Origin of the sequence: Pseudomonas sp. Z4-7 (assembly GCF_051131965.1) — a bacterium.
In the GTDB taxonomy this organism is placed as follows: Bacteria; Pseudomonadota; Gammaproteobacteria; order Pseudomonadales; family Pseudomonadaceae; genus Aquipseudomonas.
This window is the reverse complement of record NZ_CP071642.1, coordinates 4,463,535-4,481,576: the sequence shown is the minus strand read 5'-3', so window position 1 is coordinate 4,481,576 and position 18,042 is coordinate 4,463,535. Positions and strand designations below refer to the sequence as shown.

Here is an 18,042-nt window from a genome sequence, read left to right as displayed (position 1 = left end):
CGAGACCCGATCATGGACGACCGCCAACACGCCTTCCTGGCCCGCCAACCTTCCGCCGCCCTGAAAAACCGCGAGCGGTTTCTCGGCATGCCCAAGCGCGGCCTGGCGTTCCTCTTGGCCAACGTCATGTTCTGGCAACCGATGTGGGCCCAGGCTGAAGGTATCGTGGTTAGCGCCCCGGGCACCGGTTTGGACCGGGCCGGCAATGGCGTGCCCATCGTCAACATCGCCAAGCCCAATGCCAACGGTCTGTCCCACAACCAATTCAAGGACTACAACGTCGGCAGCAACGGCGTAATCCTCAACAACGCCACCTCGCGCACCCAATCCACGCAACTGGGCGGGATCATCGTCGGCAACCCGAACCTCCAGGGCGCGGCCGCCACGACGATCCTCAACGAAGTCAACGGCGGCAGCCCCAGCCAGTTGCGCGGCTACACCGAAGTGGCCGGGCAATCGGCCCACGTCATCGTCGCCAACCCCTACGGCATCAGCTGCAATGGCTGCGGTTTTATCAACAGCCCGAAAGTGACCTTGAGCACCGGCAAACCAATCGTTGAAAACGGTCGGCTGGATCGTTATCAAGTGGACCAGGGCAGCGTCGCCATCGAAGGCACCGGTCTCAACGCCAGCAATGTCGATCACTTCGAAATCATCACCCGCAGCGCCAAGATCAATGCCGAGATCCAGGCCAGGAACCTGACGATCATTGCCGGTCGCAACGACGTCAACGCCGACACCTTGAGCGCCACTGCCCGCGCCGATGATGGCAGTGTCAAGCCGGAGCTGGCGATCGACTCTTCGGCGTTGGGTGGGATGTACGCCGGGGCGATCAAATTGGTCGGCACCGAGGCCGGGGTCGGGGTGAAGCTGGACGGCAAGTTGATTGCCAGTGGCGGCGATATCCAGCTCGATGCCAATGGGCATTTGAGCATGGTTGATACTTCTGCCAGCGGGGCGGTCAACGTCAAGGCGGCGAGTCTTGACGCGAAGGGGCCGGTCTATGCCGGCACGACCCTAAGCGCCCAGACCCAGGGCAACCTGACTAACCAACAAACCCTCGCCGCTCGGGATAGCATCACGTTGAATGCCGGTGGGCAGTTAACCAACAACGGCATTATCGAAGCTGGAGTTAACGCGGATAACACGCGCAATGCTTCGGGAGATGTGAGCCTCACGGCACAAAGCCTGAACAACAACGGCAAGAGCATCGTCGCCAGCCGTAACCTCACCGCCAACGTTACGCAAACGTTGAACAACCAGGGCGGCACCCTCAGCGCCGGGCAAACCGCCACGGTAAAGGCCGGGACGCTGGACAACCAGAACAAGGGTCGCGTGCTGAGCAGCGGCACGCTGGGCGTTACTGCCGACAAACTCCTCAACACCCAAGGCACCGTCAGCAGCAACGGCAACCTGACGGCCAATGTCGGGCAGTTGATCAACAACGCCGGTGAGCTCAGCAGCCTGGGTAACGTCACGTTGCGCGTTGCCTCGCTGGATAACGTCGCGGGTCTGGTGGCGGCGGGGCAGATGCTCGACATCAGCGCCAGCGGCCAGATAAACAACCAGAGCGGGCGCCTCACGGCGAGCAAAAACGCCCAATTGAGCGCCGCGTCGCTGGACAACCGCCAGGGCTCGCTTTCGACCCAACAAGGGCTGAACCTGAACCTGGCGGGGCAACTGCTCAACGCGCAGGGCAGCGTGATCAGCAGCGACACGCTGCAGTTGAAGGCCGGCCAGGTGAACAACGCCGCCGGCCGCATCGCCAGTGCCAAGGCGCTGGACGCCAGTGTCACCGGCCTGGATCAACAGGGCGGTCAGTTGTTCAGCAACACCAGCGTTGCGCTCGACCTCAACCACGGGCAGTTGAACAACCAGGGCGGGCTGATCAATGCCCCCGGCAGCCTGTTGCTGAAAAACCTCGCGGCCGTGAACAACCGCGACGGCGAAATCTCTAGCAACCAGGCGTTCAGTCTGAACGCCACCAGCCTGGACAACAGCGGCGGCAACCTGAGCAGCGATGCAGACCTGACCGTAAACATCGACGGCACATTGACCAACCTCGACGGCGAGATTTCCAGCGCGGGCCTGACCCGGCTCAACGCGTTGGCCTTGAATAACAGCAACGGCCAGGTGCTCGGCGATAACGCCTTGGACATTGATCTGGGCGGTGCGCTGGACAACCGCAACGGCGTGCTCGGCTCGGGCAAGGCTGTGGCGATCAAGGCGGCCAGCCTGAACAACAGCGCCGGCGGCCAGTTGATCAGCGATGGTAGCCTGACCGCACGCATCAGCGGTGTGCTGGACAATCAGAACAAGGGCGAAGTGGTTGCCAAGGGTGCGATTGACCTGCAAACCGGCCATCTCGACAACCGCGGCGGTCGTCTGGCCGGCAATGATCTGCTGAGCGTGCACAGCGATTCCGTGGATAACCGTGGCGGGAGCCTGCGCGCCGACAAGGCCTTGCAATTGACGGTCGGTCAACTGGACAACCGGGAAGCCGGGGTCATTTCCGGCAAAAGCAGCGTCACCTTCGACGGCGCGCGCCTGGACAACCGCGCGGGGTTGCTGACAAGCGTCGGCCCGCTGACCTTGAAAGCCAATGAAGTACAGAACGGCCTCGGTCGCATCTCCAGCCAAGGCCAACTCACTGCCAACCTCGGCGCCCTGCAACAGCAGGGCGGTGCGCTGGTCGCTCAAGGCAACCTGAGCCTGAGTGCCGACACACTGGATAACCGCAACGGCGGTTTGGTCGGCACCACAAAGGCACTGGATCTGCAGGTCGGGCAGATCGATAACCGGGCCGGCGAATTGTCCGCCGGTCTTGGCGCAACGATAGGCGGCCAGCGGCTGGACAACAGCGAGGGCGGCAAGCTCATCGTCGGCACTGACCTGGAAATGAAAGTTGCCGAGTTGATCAACCAGAGCAAAGGGCTGATCCATGCCCAAGGCCACATGACCTTGAGCGGCAGCTCGCTGGACAACAGCGAGGGCCTGCTCAACAGCCTCAACGGACTGGTGATCACCCTCGATAACGCACTGTTGAACAGCAAAGGCCTGATCAGCAGCGAAGGCGAGTTGACTGTCGAGGCGGGCAGCCTCGACAACACCGCGGGCAGCCTGAGCAGCGCCGCGATGTTGTCGATTGCCAGCGGTGCAGGGTTGATCAACCAGGGCGGCTCCATCAGCACCGACGCCGCACTGACCGTCAAAAGCGCCAGCCTGGACAACAGCCAGAAAGGCCTGATCTCGGGCAAGGGCGCGACCCAGGTCACCACCGGGACCCTCGACAACAGCCAGGGCGGGTTCCTGACCTCGGGCAATACCCTCACGCTCAACGCCACGCAGGTGAACAACGCCGCCGGCCGTATTGCCAGCAGCCAAGCCCTGACCGCGTCGATCACCGGCCTGGATCAACAGGGCGGCGAACTCTTCAGCAACACCAGCCTCAGCCTGGACATGAACCAGGGCCAGTTGAACAACCAGGGCGGCTTGATCAACGCCTCGGGTGCGTTGCTGCTGAGCAACCTCAAGGACGTGAATAACCAGGGCGGGGAAATTTCCAGCAAACAGGCGTTCACGCTGGCGGCAGAAAACCTCGATAACAGCGGCGGTAAAGTGCTGAGCAACCAAGGGCTGATGCTCAGCATTGCCCAAGTGCTGAACAACGCTCGCGGCGCCATCTCTGCGGCATCGGTGGACAGTCGTAGCAACAGCCTCGACAACAGCGATGGCTTGATCAGCAGCCGTGACCGACTCGATGTGACCGTCGACTCCTTGCTCGACAACCAGCGCGGCTCGTTGATCGCCGACGGCGGCCTGTTGCTGGTCGCTGATCGCCTGGACAACCGCGCCGGGAGTATCGCCGGCAAGACCGGGCTCAGTGCCACCGTCAACACGGTGGATAACCGTCAAGGCACGTTGATCAGCACCGACGCCCTGACGCTGAAGGCCTCCAGCCTCGACAACCGTCAGGCCGGCCTGGTCGGCGCGACAAAAGCGCTGGATCTCGACGTGGATGAGCTGGACAACCGTGGCGGTGAGCTGTCGAGTAACGCCGACGTCACGCTGGTCAGCCAGAACCTCGACAACAGCGACGGCGGCCAGGTGTTCGCCGGACAAGCGCTGAAGTTGACCGTGGACAAATTGCTCAACCGCACCAAAGGCCTGCTCAGCGCCAAGACCGAACTGGAGCTCAACGGTGGCTCGCTCGACAACAGCGGCGGCTACCTGGTTAGCCAGCAGAACCAGCGCATCAACCTGAGCCGCGACCTGCTCAACACCCAAGGCCAGCTCAGCAGCGAAGGCACCCTGAACGTCAGCGCCGCCAACCTGACGAACACCGGCGGCAGCCTGTCCAGCGCGGCAGACCTGACCGTGCACAGCCTGGGTCGCGTCGACAACCAGGGCGGCGAACTGCTCACCGACGGCGCGTTGCTGCTCACCAGCGCGGCGCTGGACAATCGTCAGCAGGGCAACCTCAGCGGTAAAGGTGCGGTAAACGTCACCACCGGTGCCTTCGACAACAGCCAGAAGGGCCGGCTCAACAGTGGCGGCACGCTGAACCTGACGGCCGCCCAGGTCACCAACCAGGACGGCGGCCGCATCGGCAGCCAAGGCGCGTTGACCGCGTCGGTTACTGGCCTGGACCAACAGGGCGGTCAACTGTTCAGCAACACTTCGCTGAGCCTGGACATGCACAACGGCCAGCTCAACAACCAGGGCGGCTTGATCAACGCCCCGGGCGCCATGCTGTTGAAAAACCTCAACGGTGTGAACAACCAGGGCGGTGAAATTTCCAGTGCGCAAGCTTTTACCCTGACGGCGCAAAACCTCACCAACGACAGCGGCAAGCTGCTGAGCAGCCAAAGCCTGACCCTGCGCATCGCCCAGGCGCTGAACAACGTCAAGGGCATGATCGGCGCGGCCAGCGTCGATGCGAAGGCGCAAAACCTGAACAACAATGGCGGCACGATCACCAGCCGCGGCGGCCTTGAGCTGACTGTCGATCAACAACTGAACAACCAGGCCCAAGGCCTGATCAGCGCTGCGCAACTGCTGACTCTCAACAGTGGCGATCTGAACAACCAGGGCGGCAGTGTGTTGGCCGGCGGTGCGTTGGTCCTCAACGCCATGGCCCTGAACAACAGCGCCAACGGCCTGATCAATGCCCAAGGCGACCTCACACTCGGCGCCGACTCCCTGGATTCCAGCAACGGTGGCGAAGTGTCGGCCAAGGGCGACATCAACCTGACCCTGGCATCGCTGACGCAAGACGGCGGCCGCCTGCTCGGCGAAAAAGCCGTCACCCTGAACCTCGGCAACGGCGACCTGAACAATCGCAACGGCCTGATCACCGGCAAAGGTCCGCTGACGTTCAATGCCCTGCGCGACCTGAACAACCAGGGCGGCGAAATCTCCAGCAGCCAGAGTTTCAACCTCAAAGGCCGGACCCTGGACAACAGCGGCGGCAAGCTGATCAGCAGCCAGAACCTGGGCCTCGACGGCCAGGCGCTGGTCAACCAGAACGGCTTGATCTCCGGCTGGCAAGGACTGCTGGTCAACGGCGCGAGCCTGGACAACCGCAACAACGGCACACTGTCCAGCCGCAACGGCAACGTAAACCTCAACCTGCTGGGCAACCTCCTCAACGGCAACGGCGGGGCGCTGGTCAGCCAGGGCAGCCTGGGCGTGACGGCCGGTTCGGTGGACAATACCAAGGGCATTCTCAGCAGCGGCGGTGCGCAGAGCCTCACCCTCAGCGGCGCGTTGGATAACGGCCAGGGCGGCCTGATCGACAGCGGCGCGGGCCTGACCCTCAAGGCCACTTCCGTGGCAAACGTCAGTGGCGCGGTCAATGCTCAGCAAGCACTCACAGTCGACACCGCCGGGTTGAATAACCGCCAGGGCAGCCTGATCGGCAACGCAGCCGTCAACCTGAACCTCAATGGCGTGCTCGACAACAGCGGCGCCAAGCTTGCCAGCGCCGGTCCGCTGACCGTAAAAGGCGCGACCGCGATCAACAACCAGGGCGGCCAGATCGCCAGCCAGGATCAACTGACCCTGCTCACCGGCACCCTGGACAACAGCAACACCGGCACCCTCGCGGCAAAAAATGCCTTGGCGATCACCGCCACCGGCACCGTGCAGAACCATACCAACGGCCTGATCTACAGCCAGACGGCTGATGTCGAACTCACTGCCGCAAGCCTTGCCAACGGCAAGGGCGAGATGCAGGGCCAGACCGGCCTGGACCTCGAACTGAGCGGCAACCTCGACAACCAGGGCGGCAAACTCATCGCCCAGACCGGCGACGTCAGCGTTGGCGCCGCCAGCATCGACAACCGCGGCGGCACCCTTGCCGCACTTAAAGGCGCGATTGAAGCGCGCACCGTGGGCGTATTGCGCAACGGTCTGGACGTGAACAACAAGGGCGGCGTGATCCAGGGCCAGCGCCTGAACATCCGCGCCTTGGCCGGCCTGAACAACAACGGCGGACGAATCGCGGCCCAGGCCGGCGATGTCATCATCAACACCGCCGACCTGAACAACCGCAACGGTGGCCTCTACGCCACCGGGCTGGTCAATGTCAGCGGCACCAGTCTGGATAACAGCGCCGGTCAGATCGCCGGCAACCGCATCGAGCTGGGCCTGAGCGGGGTGTTGACCAACACGGCTGGCATCCTCGAAAGCGACAGCACCCTGGCGGTGCGCGCGGTGAGCGTGGACAACCAGGGCGGCAAACTGCGCGCCTTGGGGACCAGCGGAACGACGGATTTCCAGATTGGCAGCCTTTTCGATAACCGCAACGGTAGCCTCGAAACGGCCAACACCAACCTGACCCTGGCCGCCAACAGCTTTCTCAACAGCGGCGGCCAACTGCTGCACCTGGGCGACGGCACGTTCGACATCTCCCTGCCCAACGTCACCGGCGCCGGCGGTACCCTCGTCACTCGTGGCGGCCTGACGCTCAACGCCGATACCTGGACCAACACCACGGCCATCCAGGCCGGGCGCTTGAACGTGAACGTCAACAACTTCACCCAGACGGAAACCGGCCAGTTGCTGGCTTCGACGCGGCTGGAGGGTACCGGTGGGAACTGGGTGAACAACGGCTTGATCGCCAGTGATGGCGACATGCAGTTGAGCCTGGGCGGGACCTATTCGGGGGTTGGCCGAGTCAGCAGCCTGGGGCGTCTTTCGCTGAAAGCGGCCAGTGTGTCCTTGCCTGACGCCGGCCGTATTACCGGGGGCGGATCGACCGACATCACGGCGGGCTCGATCATCAACCGTGGACGCATGACCGCCAATGACGACTTGCTGCTCAATACGTCGTCCTTGAACAACTACGGCACTTTGGGCAGCGCCCAGGACCTCACCGTCAACGCCACGCAATTGCTCAACGACAGGGGCCTGATCTTCAGCGGCGCGGGCATGCAACTGCGCAGCGATACGCTGAAAAACAACTACGCGGACATCTACAGCTTCGGTGACCTGACCATCTCCCGAAACGCGGCAGGCGCCCGGGCAGATGTGATCGAAAACATTTCCGGCACCCTGGAAAGCGCGGGCGACATGCGCTTGCTCGCCACTTCCATCACCAACCGCAAAGATGAGCTGACGTACACGCAGCAACGGGTGAATGGCTACATCACTCACAGTTGCAGCCATTGCTCGGACGAGTGGAACGTCTGGTATTACGTCAATGAAGTCTACGAAACCACGCTCGACAAGGATTCGCCGACCGCCTTCATCACATCCGGCGGCAACCTGACCGTCACCGGCTCGAACTTCCTCAACCAGTACAGCTCGGTGTCGGCAGCGAAGAACATCAACATCACGGTCGATACGTTCAAGAACGAAGGGGTCAACCTCGAGACCATCACCTACCGCAGCAACTACCGGAACCCGGCCGACAGGGAGCCGGGCAGCATCTACCTGGGGCTGATCGGTCCGGGCGGTGCGGTCAACGAATACAACAAGTACAGCGCTAAGTACGTGCCGCTGTACCGACGGGCCGACGGCGGCTACTTCTACCAGCAGGAAAGCGGATTGAGCACCGAGCTGAATCCGGATTACGACCCGTCGAAAAACATGCCCGTGCCCGTGGAAGTCACCCGGTACGGCGTCTTCTCCGCAACGCAGACGGCCAGCACCGGCAAAAGCGTCAACGCGGTGATCCAGTCCGGCGGCAGCACCACCATCATTGCCTCAACGTCATTGAACAACAGCGTACAAACCGTCAACGCGCCAATTCTCACCAGCGACAGCAAGGTCGACGACACCGGCACGCTGCGGGCAACCACACCGTTCATTGTTCATCTCAACAGCCAGCTTCCACCTGACCTGGCCCAGCAACGGGTCGACCCGCTGGCTTTGCCGGGCTTTGTCATGCCCCAAGGCCAGAATGGCCTGTTCCGCTTGAGCGGGCAGGGCAGCAGCAGTGCGCCGGCCTCTCAGGCGCCGGTGGTGCCATCCACCTGGACGATAGGCGGCGCCAGCGTGAGCGCCTCGGACCGGACCACCGGTATACCGGCCCTCACCGGGCGCAACCTTCAGATTGCTGACGTCGGGCAGGTTTCGGCGGCCGATCGGCAGTTGCAATTACTGGCTCGCGAAGGTGCTGACATTACCGTCGGCGCCTCAACCATCCAGACCGCAATCCCGACGGACCCGGCTACTGGCATGCCTCAGTTGCCTGGACATACCCACGAAGGCACCGCCATCGGAGGCGCTGGTGCGACTGATGTTTCGGTGGCAATTCCCAAGCCTGTTGCCAGCCAGACGGTGGCGCGCGTGGCAGCCCTGCCCAATGCGACGGTTACCTCCAACCCGCACAAATACCTGATCGAAACCAACCCGGCGCTCACCGAACTCAAGCAATTCATGAGCTCGGACTACCTGCTGCAGAGCCTCGGCTACGACCCCGACCAGAGCGCCAAGCGCCTGGGCGATGGCCTTTATGAACAGCGCCTGGTGCAGCAAGCCGTCATCGCCCGCACCGGCCAACGCTTCCTTGAGGGCCAAACCTCGAACGAGGGCATGTTCAAGTACCTGATGAACAACGCCCTCGCCAGCAAGCAGGCGCTCGACCTGTCCGTGGGCGTCAGCCTCACCTCCGAACAAGTCGCCGCCCTGACCCACGACATCGTCTGGATGGAAAACGTCGAGGTCAACGGCGAGCAAGTCCTCACGCCGGTCCTGTACCTGGCCAACGCCAACAACCGCCTGGCCGCCAACGGCGCGCTGATCCAGGGCCAGGACGTCACCCTGATCGCCGGCAAGGACCTGAGCAACGCCGGCACCCTGCGCGCCAGCAACAACCTCTCGGCCACCGCCGCCAACGACCTGACCAACAGCGGCCTGATGGAGGCCGGCAACCGCCTCGACCTGCTGGCCGGCAACGACCTGACCAACAAGGCCGGCGGCATCATCGCCGGGCGCGACGTGGCGCTCACCACTGCGCGGGGCGACGTGGTCAACGAACGCACAGTGACCAACTACGACGACAAAAACGGCGCCTGGTCATGGTCGATGGGTTTTGCCGACAGCGCCGCCCGGATCGAGGCCGGCAACAACCTGAGCATCGACGCCGGACGCGACTTCAACACCATCGGCAGCGTCGTGCGCAGCGGCAACGACCTGACCCTCGAAGCCGGCCGCGACGTCAACATCGTCTCGGCGCAGAAAGCCGACCGCATCACCGACCATGGCGATCACGATGACTCGGCGATCAAACAGCTCGCTTCCGAAGTGACGGCAGGCCGGGACTTGGACGTCACGGCCGGTCGCAACTTGACAGCCATCGCCAGCGAACTCGAAGCCAAGCGCGACGTAGGCATGAGCGCCGGCGGCGACATGACCCTGGCGTCGGCGGCGGATGAAGTGCATTCGTACAACAAAGGCTCAAGCGTCACGCGCAAGGAAGACCACGTCAGCCAGGTCGCCACCACCGTGAAAGCCGGCGGCGACGTCGTGCTGGGCGCCGGCAACGACATGACCCTGATCGCCAGCCGCATCAGTGCCGCGAACGAAGCGTATCTGGTGGCGCAGAACAAACTGCAACTGCTGGCCGCACAGAACTCCGACTACACGCTGTATGACATGGAGAAGAAGGGCGGTTGGGGGAGCAAGAAGACTCAGCGCGATGAAGTAACTGATGTGAAGAACATCGGGAGCGAGATCAGCGCTGGGGGGGATTTGACGTTGGTCAGTGGAGGGGATCAGCGGTATCAGGTGGCGAAACTGGAGAGTGGTGGGGATATTTCGCTCGACAGTGGTGGTTCGATTACTTTCGAAGCTTTGAAGGATTTGCATGACGAGAGCCATCTGAAAAGTGATGGTGATGCTTTCTGGACATCGTCGAAGGGGAAAGGCAATACCGACGAGACGTTGCGTCAGACGCAGATGGTGGCGGCAGGAAGTATCACCATCAAGGCGGTTGAAGGGCTGAAGATTGATATCAAGCACGTCGATCAGCAAACGGTTAGCCAAGCCATTGATGCGATGGTCCAGGCCGATCCGAAATTGGCCTGGCTGAAAGAGGCTGAAGCGCGAGGTGACGTGGATTGGCGACAAGTGAAGGAAATCCACGAGTCCTTCAAGTACAGCAACTCCGGGCTGGGGCCTGCTTCCCAACTAATCATTGCCATTGCTTTGGCCGCCGTGTTGGGACCGATGATGGCTGGCATGAATATGATGGTTCAGGCTGGAGCACTCAGTGTCGCAACTAAAGCAACGGTAAGTACTATCGACAACCGAGGCAATCTCGGCGCCGTGCTCAAGGACGTTACCTCTAAAGATAGCCTGAAAGGGTACGCCGTCTCGGTAGCTACAGCGGGTATTACGCAGGGGCTGAATTACAATCCCGGCACAGTCGGCCTGAATGTTGAGAGTTTGAAGACGGTTGCGATGAAAGCGGCGGCTGACGCAGTGATCAAGACAGCTGTCTACGGGGGTAGTTTCAAGGACAACCTCGCAACTTCGTTGGCCGGAACGGCCGCGAGCATTGCTGGGGCTTATGGCGCTGGAAAAATAGGTGATTTGCCACTAACGGAAGGGGGGCTTGAGAAAATTCTCCTTCATTCGGCCTTGGGCGGGTTGATGGCAGAGGTTATGGGAGGAGATTTCCGCACGGGGGCGATAGCGGGTGGAGCAAACGAAGTTGTGGTCGGCTTGCTCGGGGATACGCTACTGCCCTCGCATCTGGAACCCGGTACGGCTGAATATATTCGAGCCCAAGAGTACTTGGTCGCACTTTCAAAAATTGTCGGCGTACTGGGAGCAGCAGCTTCGAACGGGGATTTGGCCGTTGCTGCGCAAGTGGCTGAAAATGGCACGCGTTACAACTTTTTAGGCAATCACTCCCAAGCAGAGCGAGACAGAGCCCTCAAAGAATATGACGAAACCAAAAGCCTAGACGCCGCCAAAAAGATGATTGTGCTGCAAGGGGCAGATCAACGCAGCGATGGACTATTGGAGCGCTTTCACACCGATCCTGGCTCCCTGTCTACCTCAGAAAAGACTGAGTTAGCCGCCTACCTTCAGGTGTATGGCTATGAGCAAAGCCTCAAGTATGGGGAAGCGGCTGCTCGAACCAGCATCGACAATTTGCTTATGAACGGGCCGAGTCCTTATAGGGATTACCCGTTTGCGGGCGGTACTACGCAAGAGCGAATTGCCTACGCGGATGCCTTGCGAGCCCAAGACGGTGTATCTATCGGCAATATCTTCTGGTCCAGAGATCAAAGCGCCAGTGAGATGTTGTATCGCGATGCTCAAGGCTACCTGCGCATCAATGGGGAAATGCAAGCTATGGGCGACGTGGGTGCGCCTGCTCTGTATTTTCTGACGGGTAACCTCGGCACGATGATTCGGATCTCAGCTGCGGCGAATGGTGTACTTCAGGCTGGCCACGGTGTGGGCCAAGTCGACGATGGTGATACATGGAACGGCATTGGCAATATCGTGGTCGGAGCGATGAATGCCGCGAGCCTTGGGATTCCAAAGATTGGCACCTCTGGAAATATGAATGGTGGCGCAGGCTCAAGAGGCGCATCGACGAAAGCAAATTCTACGCTGGACAACGCTGCGTCCCAAGCCGATAACAATTTTGGGTACCTAAACCAACCAGGACCTGCTACCAATCCTGCTTTTTTTGACCCTCAAGGTTCCGCGACGAAATTTATAAAGAACGGGCGAATTAATGCAACGGATTTAGAGAAGTTGATGCCTCCAGGAATTCCGGATACTTTTAAGGCATCTGCTTCGATCACTGAAGGTCGAAAATACCAGTACGTATGGAATGGACAAAGAGTTGAGGTTAAGTGGCATGCGCCCGACGCTAGTGCCGCAGCGAAATTTCCCGAGTCTAATTCAGGGGCGGGATGGACAGCGCAAATAAAAATTGGTAACAAACTGTTAGGTCAGGATGGGGTGCTTTACAGGAAGCCATCAAATTTAACGCATATTCCGGTGGATTTTAAATGAAAGACATAGCGTATTATTATGCCCTGCCTGATAGTATGCATAAGGCAGAGTTATATAGTGAGTTTCTTGAGGTGGTGAACTGCTTCGAACGTTTAGGATGTACCGCTGCTGTCTTCCTAAACGCGGTCTCTGAGCTAAGCGAACGTCAATGGCATACCTATACAATACTTCCTGAGGACCTGCGGCGGAGAGTGGAGGTTTCATTATTATCTTGCTGGGATGGGCATGATCTGGAGACAGCAGAAAAAACTATTTGTGTGGCTGCGCAATTAGGGCTTGAAGGATTATTTACTTATGTCTGCTCCCAAAGCGATGACAGCTTGTCCCCGGAGGTGGCTTTGGAAATACGCTCTGCGTTATCCGAATTTGGATGTTCAATTAGCGACCCTTTCAGTGGTATAAGGTGATCCGTCAAAAAAATCGTTAATCCTTAGGGTAAGGGACGGGGCTGAGTGGGACTTAACGGCTAACTAACAGAAAGCTCTGTAATAAAATAAAAAAGGTTGCCTTGGTCTGCGACCAGAGAAGAGGTGAGTTAATTTTTAACTTATGTCGAGCGGGTGTTCTTATCTTTATTAGATCGTCGCAATGAAAATAATTTTTCTTTTTGTGAGTTTTGAACATGATTTTTCATGTGATTTTTAAAGAAAAAAATTAAAATTTTTATGCCTGAACTACAGCGGTGACATATAAGAGAAACGCCACTGCATAGCAGTGCGCTAGGCATCACAAATGCCATTTGTCAGCAACCGATCTTCGCAAGTAGATGTGTGGGGGAGGCTAGAAATCATATTGGACACCAAGGATTTCCACCATTTGCACGCTCCAAGATCTTCTGGAAATTTCGCTCAAAGACCCAGCTCGAAGCCACGGCTGTCATGGTGGTTGCGCAGGCGGGTTTTTTTTTCGAGACGATCACATTCATATAAAACTGATTGCCATAAATCGTCGGTGCCCATAGCGTCATATCGCTCCTTTCGGTATTCCTGTCAACTTTCAATTGAATGGTGTTGACGAGTGTGCCACCGGTAGTAAGCTCGGTTATTTGCGGATGGAAGCAGTGGTTCAGATAGTTCTGCACTCGTTCTTCAACCATCGTCCGCTCTTGCGTCAAGCAATACTCGGGGCTGGTTATACCGGCGTTCAAAAGGTCCTCTTTGGTATACGGGTGCAGTGAGCAGCCGCTCATTAGGAAAAAAACGACTCCCGTAACCCTTTTGTACATGATTGGTGCTCCTGTAGAACGTTATTACTCGATAAAATCGTTTGCATTAAGTCGGGTTTCAGATCAAATCGAAGCTTAGTTGGGGGCAGTCTTGGTTAATCCAAACACAATTTCGATTTTTAAAAAATAATTACTGTTGGGGCATCTCAGGGGGGGCAAGCTTCAGAGCTACCAGTTTACCGTCGCGCTGCCCAATCGCTATAGCCGTCAGAAGGCCCTGCGAGGGTGAGCATGGTAGCGCACAACGGAATCAATCTGTGTTGCGGAAAAAGGGGAATTATTTTTCTGTTCTATTGCTACGCTGATAGCTACGCAGAAGGAAGAGTGAGAAAGCTCCAAATGGAATGTATTTTTTGCCAAATAACCCCGCACCATGTGGCCAACCGCGACCATAACCGTCAGATGGTGTCCAGTGGCCGAAAATTATCAGCGCTACCTCGCGGGTCTGCGAGAACTCAAAGCGCATTTGGTGAAAAGTTCAGAATAGCGTAAGCCGGGCGACTACAGTCGCCCATCCTTCATTAATCCGCTACCTGCGCCCGCAATCGCCTTCCAATCACATCCATCACGTCACATCCATCGCGCAGCGATATCGTCAGCAGTTTGCAAAAATCAGAAAGCACCACCGTATCGGAGCTGATCTCCGAACGAAATGCGATATTTTCCAGCACCTGGGTCACGGTACGGATTCGGTAATCGGCGGTTTCAAAGAGAACGTCGAGCGGGGCTTCGGTGTCGATGAGCAGAGTTGCGGGAGTGCAATCGACGCCGGTAATGGGCATGTATCGGTTCATGAGCAGCACCTTCATTCAGTTGAAAGGACTACCACTCATGCGTCGCCAAACGAATGGGTGGCAGTTGTACGCGGGTTGGCGAACCGGGAATGAAGCGAACCGGCAGACCCTGAGGTCTCCCGCGCACAACTGCCATTGAACAGTTCTGCGGGTGCAAGAACCCCTGCAATGTAGCAGGAGCTTTTGCACTTCATTCAATCGAGTCGCCAAACCCGAGTCGCCATGTGGACGACGCAGGGACTATAGGCCTCATTCTCCCAATGCCACAAGGCACCGGTTTCCGAGGTTTGCGTAGGAATTTTAGGCAGGGACTGAAGACAGACAGCCGCCATCACCTCCGAACAAGTCGCCGCCCTGACCCACGACATCGTCTGGATGGAAAACGTCGAGGTCAACGGCGAGCAAGTCCTCACGCCGGTCCTGTACCTGGCCAACGCCAACAACCGCCTGGCCGCCAACGGCGCGCTGATCCAGGGCCAGGACGTCACCCTGATCGCCGGCAAGGACCTGAGCAACGCCGGCACCCTGCGCGCCAGCAACAACCTCTCGGCCACCGCCGCCAACGACCTGACCAACAGCGGCCTGATGGAAGCCGGCAACCGCCTCGACCTGTTGGCCGGCAACAACCTGACCAACAAGGCCGGCGGCATCATCGCCGGGCGCGACGTGTCGCTCACCACGGCGCGGGGCGACGTGGTCAACGAACGCACGGTGACCAACTACGACGACAAAAACGGCGCATGGTCATGGTCGATGGGTTTTGCCGACAGCGCCGCCCGGATCGAGGCCGGCAACAACCTGAGCATCGACGCCGGACGCGACTTCAACACCATCGGCAGCGTCGTGCGCAGCGGCAACGACCTGACCCTCCAAGCCGGCCGCGACGTCAACATCGTCTCGGCGCAGAAAGCCGACCGCATCACCGACCACGGCGATCACGATGACTCGGCGATCAAACAGCTCGCTTCCGAAGTGACGGCAGGGCGGGACCTGGATGTCACGGCCGGTCGCAACTTGACAGCCATCGCCAGCGAACTCGAAGCCAAGCGCGACGTAGACATGAGCGCCGGCGGCGACATGACCCTGGCGTCGGCGGCGGATGAAGTGCATTCGTACAACAAAGGCTCAAGCGTCACCCGCAAGGAAGACCACGTCAGCCAGGTCGCCACCACCGTGAAAGCCGGCGGCGACGTAGTGCTGGGCGCCGGCAACGACATGACCCTGATCGCCAGCCGCATCAGCGCCGCGAACGAAGCGTATCTGGTGGCGCAGAACAAACTGCAACTGCTGGCCGCACAGAACTCCGATTACACGCTGTATGACATGGAAAAGAAGGGCGGTTGGGGAAGCAAGAAGACTCAGCGCGATGAAGTAACTGATGTGAAGAACATCGGGAGCGAGATCAGCGCTGGGGGGGATTTGACGTTGGTCAGTGGGGGGGATCAGCGGTATCAGGTGGCGAGGCTTCAAAGTGGGAAGGACATTACGCTCGACAGTGGCGGCAATATCGTATTTGAAGGTGTAAAGGATCTACACGATGAGAGTCACACCAAAAGTGATGGCGACCTTGCGTGGTACGAGGCCAAAGGCTCGGGGCGCACGGATGAAACCCTGCGCCAAAGCGAGTTGGTTGCTCAAGGGCGACTGATGATTAAAGCCGCTGGCCAGATCAGCATTGATATCAAGCAAGTCGATCAGCAAAGTGTCAGCCAGACCATCGACGCCATGGTAGACGCCGATCCAGATCTCGCCTGGTTGAAACAGGCCGAGGCTCGCGGCGATATCGATTGGCGTCAGGTAAAGGAGATTCACGAAAGCTTCAAATACGACAACTCAGGACTCGGTGCGGGCGCCAAGATTGCAATAGCCATCCTGATGTCATTCATCATGGGGCCGGCCGGTTTGGGGCTGGTGGGGGCGACTGCCGGGGGAGCGGTTGCGACAAGTTTGGCGACCACAGCGGTCACCAGCACCATCGACAACAAGGGCGACTTGGGCGCCGCATTCAAGGAAACGTTTAGTGCCGGCAGCCTGAAAAATGCCGCAATTGCTGGTGTAACGTTCGGTGTTACTCAAGGCGTAGTTAAGCCGATATTCGGTGGCACTGCGCTGCCGTTCAATAACATTACGTACGGCTTTGATCTGAATACGCTTCAGGGGATTGGTGGTTTCGCTCTGTATTCGGGTGCTCAAGGCATTGCGGGAGGCGTAATAAAAACCGCCATCGGTGGGGGCAGCTTCGGGCAGAACCTCAAAGATGGTTTGATTTCGCAAGCCGGAAATGTCGCAGCAGCTACAGCCTTCAATTTCGTGGGTGGCTATGCTCAGGATCATTAGCAGGCGGCAAAAAATGTAGGTGATACCGCCGGCATGGCCATGTGGACTGAGGGGGGGCTTGGTCGTATTGCTCTGCATGCATTGGTGGGCGGGGCGGTTACCAAAGCAACCGGCGGCGATTTCAGAACTGGTGCCATTGCGGCAGGTGCTAGCCAAGCTTTAGCCGGCGTACTCAGCTCAACCTTTGATGCACAGCCTGAACTAAGGGAAGCGTTTTCCCAACTCGTCGGTTTGACAGCAGCCGGGCTTGCGGGTGGTGACGTAGAAAAAGCCTCCTGGGTTGCGCTGATGGCGGACCAGTACAATCGTCAGCTTCACCTGAAGGAGACCGTCGCGCTCGAGAGGCTCCAGAAGGAGTCGCCAGAAAAGGCTTACGAACTCAAAGCCGCGGCATGTGCTTTGGTGCATTGCGCCGCCTCGGTACCTCCGGATGATCCGGCTTATGATGCGGTTCAGGCGCTTGAAGCGGACGGCAAGGGATTCAAAGACGCACAAAATGCGTTGTTCGCAACTGGAGCCTTTGACGAATATTCGAAATGGGATCAGGTCAACGATGATCTGCTGGTTAATGATAAGGAGGTCAGACAGTCATCTCAGGCTAGCCGAGCTGTATTAGGTGCGATAGGGGCCGCCGCAGGGTTCGGTGGCGCGATACTCTCCACTCCGGCTTGTATCACTGGGGCGGGCTGCGCTATACCTGCTTTCTCGGGGGCAGCAGGTGCGGCATCTTTCCTGGATGGATGGCAGGCGACAGGACAGTTGTTTGCTCCGTACCAGTTCACGCAGGGAAGCAAGGTCCTCTCGTCCTTTAGCAGTGCCACCTATCCCGGCGATGTGAATCCGCTTCGCGATTACGGGACAGAGGCAGCTAAGGCAGGGGAAAAAGGGGACAGATTTATTTTCTGAGCCTTTGCTACGCTGAAAGCTTCCATGGAGGAGAGATCAAATATGCCCAGGATGGGACGTATTGTTTTGCCGAATTATCCACACCATATCGTGCAGCGCGGCCAAACCGTCAGGTGGTTTTTGCGGCTCCCGAGGATTATCAACGCTACCTGGCGGATCTGCGCGAGCTCAAGGATGCTTTTGGAGTTAGGGTCTATGCCTATTGTTTGATGACCAATCATGTCCATCTGCTGCTGGCCCCGGGTGAGTCGGTCGCTGAAAGGATAAAAGGGGACAGGATAAAAGGGGACA

5 protein-coding genes and 2 pseudogenes are annotated in these 18,042 nt (G+C 58.9%); 5 read left to right on the top strand and 2 right to left on the bottom strand.

From position 1 onward, the window contains the following. Positions 1 to 12: 12 nt before the first annotated feature. Both J3P91_RS20035 and J3P91_RS20030 read left to right on the top strand, forming a co-directional pair. A complete protein-coding gene (locus J3P91_RS20035) occupies positions 13 to 12,489 on the top strand; it encodes a filamentous hemagglutinin N-terminal domain-containing protein (RefSeq protein WP_434601522.1) in 12,477 nt (4,158 codons plus the stop codon). Then, positions 12,486 to 12,896, top strand: a complete 411-nt coding sequence (locus J3P91_RS20030; RefSeq protein WP_434601521.1) for a hypothetical protein — start codon at positions 12,486 to 12,488, stop codon at positions 12,894 to 12,896. Before J3P91_RS20035 ends, J3P91_RS20030 begins: the two co-directional genes overlap by 4 nt. Before the next feature lie 380 nt (positions 12,897 to 13,276). Here J3P91_RS20030 and J3P91_RS20025 read toward each other — a convergent pair whose 3' ends face one another. Both J3P91_RS20025 and J3P91_RS20020 read right to left on the bottom strand, forming a co-directional pair. Further along, entirely contained in the window at positions 13,277 to 13,585 is a 309-nt protein-coding gene (locus J3P91_RS20025; protein WP_434601520.1) for a hypothetical protein, read from the bottom strand. A gap of 650 nt (positions 13,586 to 14,235) precedes the next feature. Continuing rightward, complete coding sequence (locus J3P91_RS20020; RefSeq protein WP_434601519.1) at positions 14,236 to 14,508, bottom strand: hypothetical protein; 273 nt, start codon at positions 14,506 to 14,508, stop codon at positions 14,236 to 14,238. Between the two features lie 327 nt (positions 14,509 to 14,835). Here J3P91_RS20020 and J3P91_RS20015 point away from each other — a divergent pair. The 3 genes and pseudogenes from J3P91_RS20015 to J3P91_RS20005 all read left to right on the top strand — a co-directional run. Then, a pseudogene (locus J3P91_RS20015) lies at positions 14,836 to 16,845 on the top strand (hemagglutinin repeat-containing protein); the annotation flags it as partial. Positions 16,846 to 16,878: 33 nt separating this feature from the next. Beyond that, complete coding sequence (locus J3P91_RS20010) at positions 16,879 to 17,751, top strand: hypothetical protein (protein ID WP_434601518.1); 873 nt, start codon at positions 16,879 to 16,881, stop codon at positions 17,749 to 17,751. Positions 17,752 to 17,793: 42 nt separating this feature from the next. Further along, positions 17,794 to 18,008, top strand: a pseudogene (locus J3P91_RS20005) (transposase); the annotation flags it as partial. Between the last annotated feature and the right edge of the window lie 34 nt (positions 18,009 to 18,042).

Excerpts from the sequence above, each read along its gene's own strand:
- J3P91_RS20035 (WP_434601522.1), top strand. The coding sequence starts at position 13 with ATGGACGACCGCCAACACGCCTTCCTGGCCCGCCAACCTTCCGCCGCC.
- J3P91_RS20025 (WP_434601520.1), bottom strand. The coding sequence starts at position 13,585 with ATGGTTGAAGAACGAGTGCAGAACTATCTGAACCACTGCTTCCATCCG.
- J3P91_RS20010 (WP_434601518.1), top strand. The coding sequence starts at position 16,879 with ATGGCCATGTGGACTGAGGGGGGGCTTGGTCGTATTGCTCTGCATGCA.
- J3P91_RS20030 (WP_434601521.1), top strand. The coding sequence starts at position 12,486 with ATGAAAGACATAGCGTATTATTATGCCCTGCCTGATAGTATGCATAAG.
- J3P91_RS20020 (WP_434601519.1), bottom strand. The coding sequence starts at position 14,508 with ATGAACCGATACATGCCCATTACCGGCGTCGATTGCACTCCCGCAACT.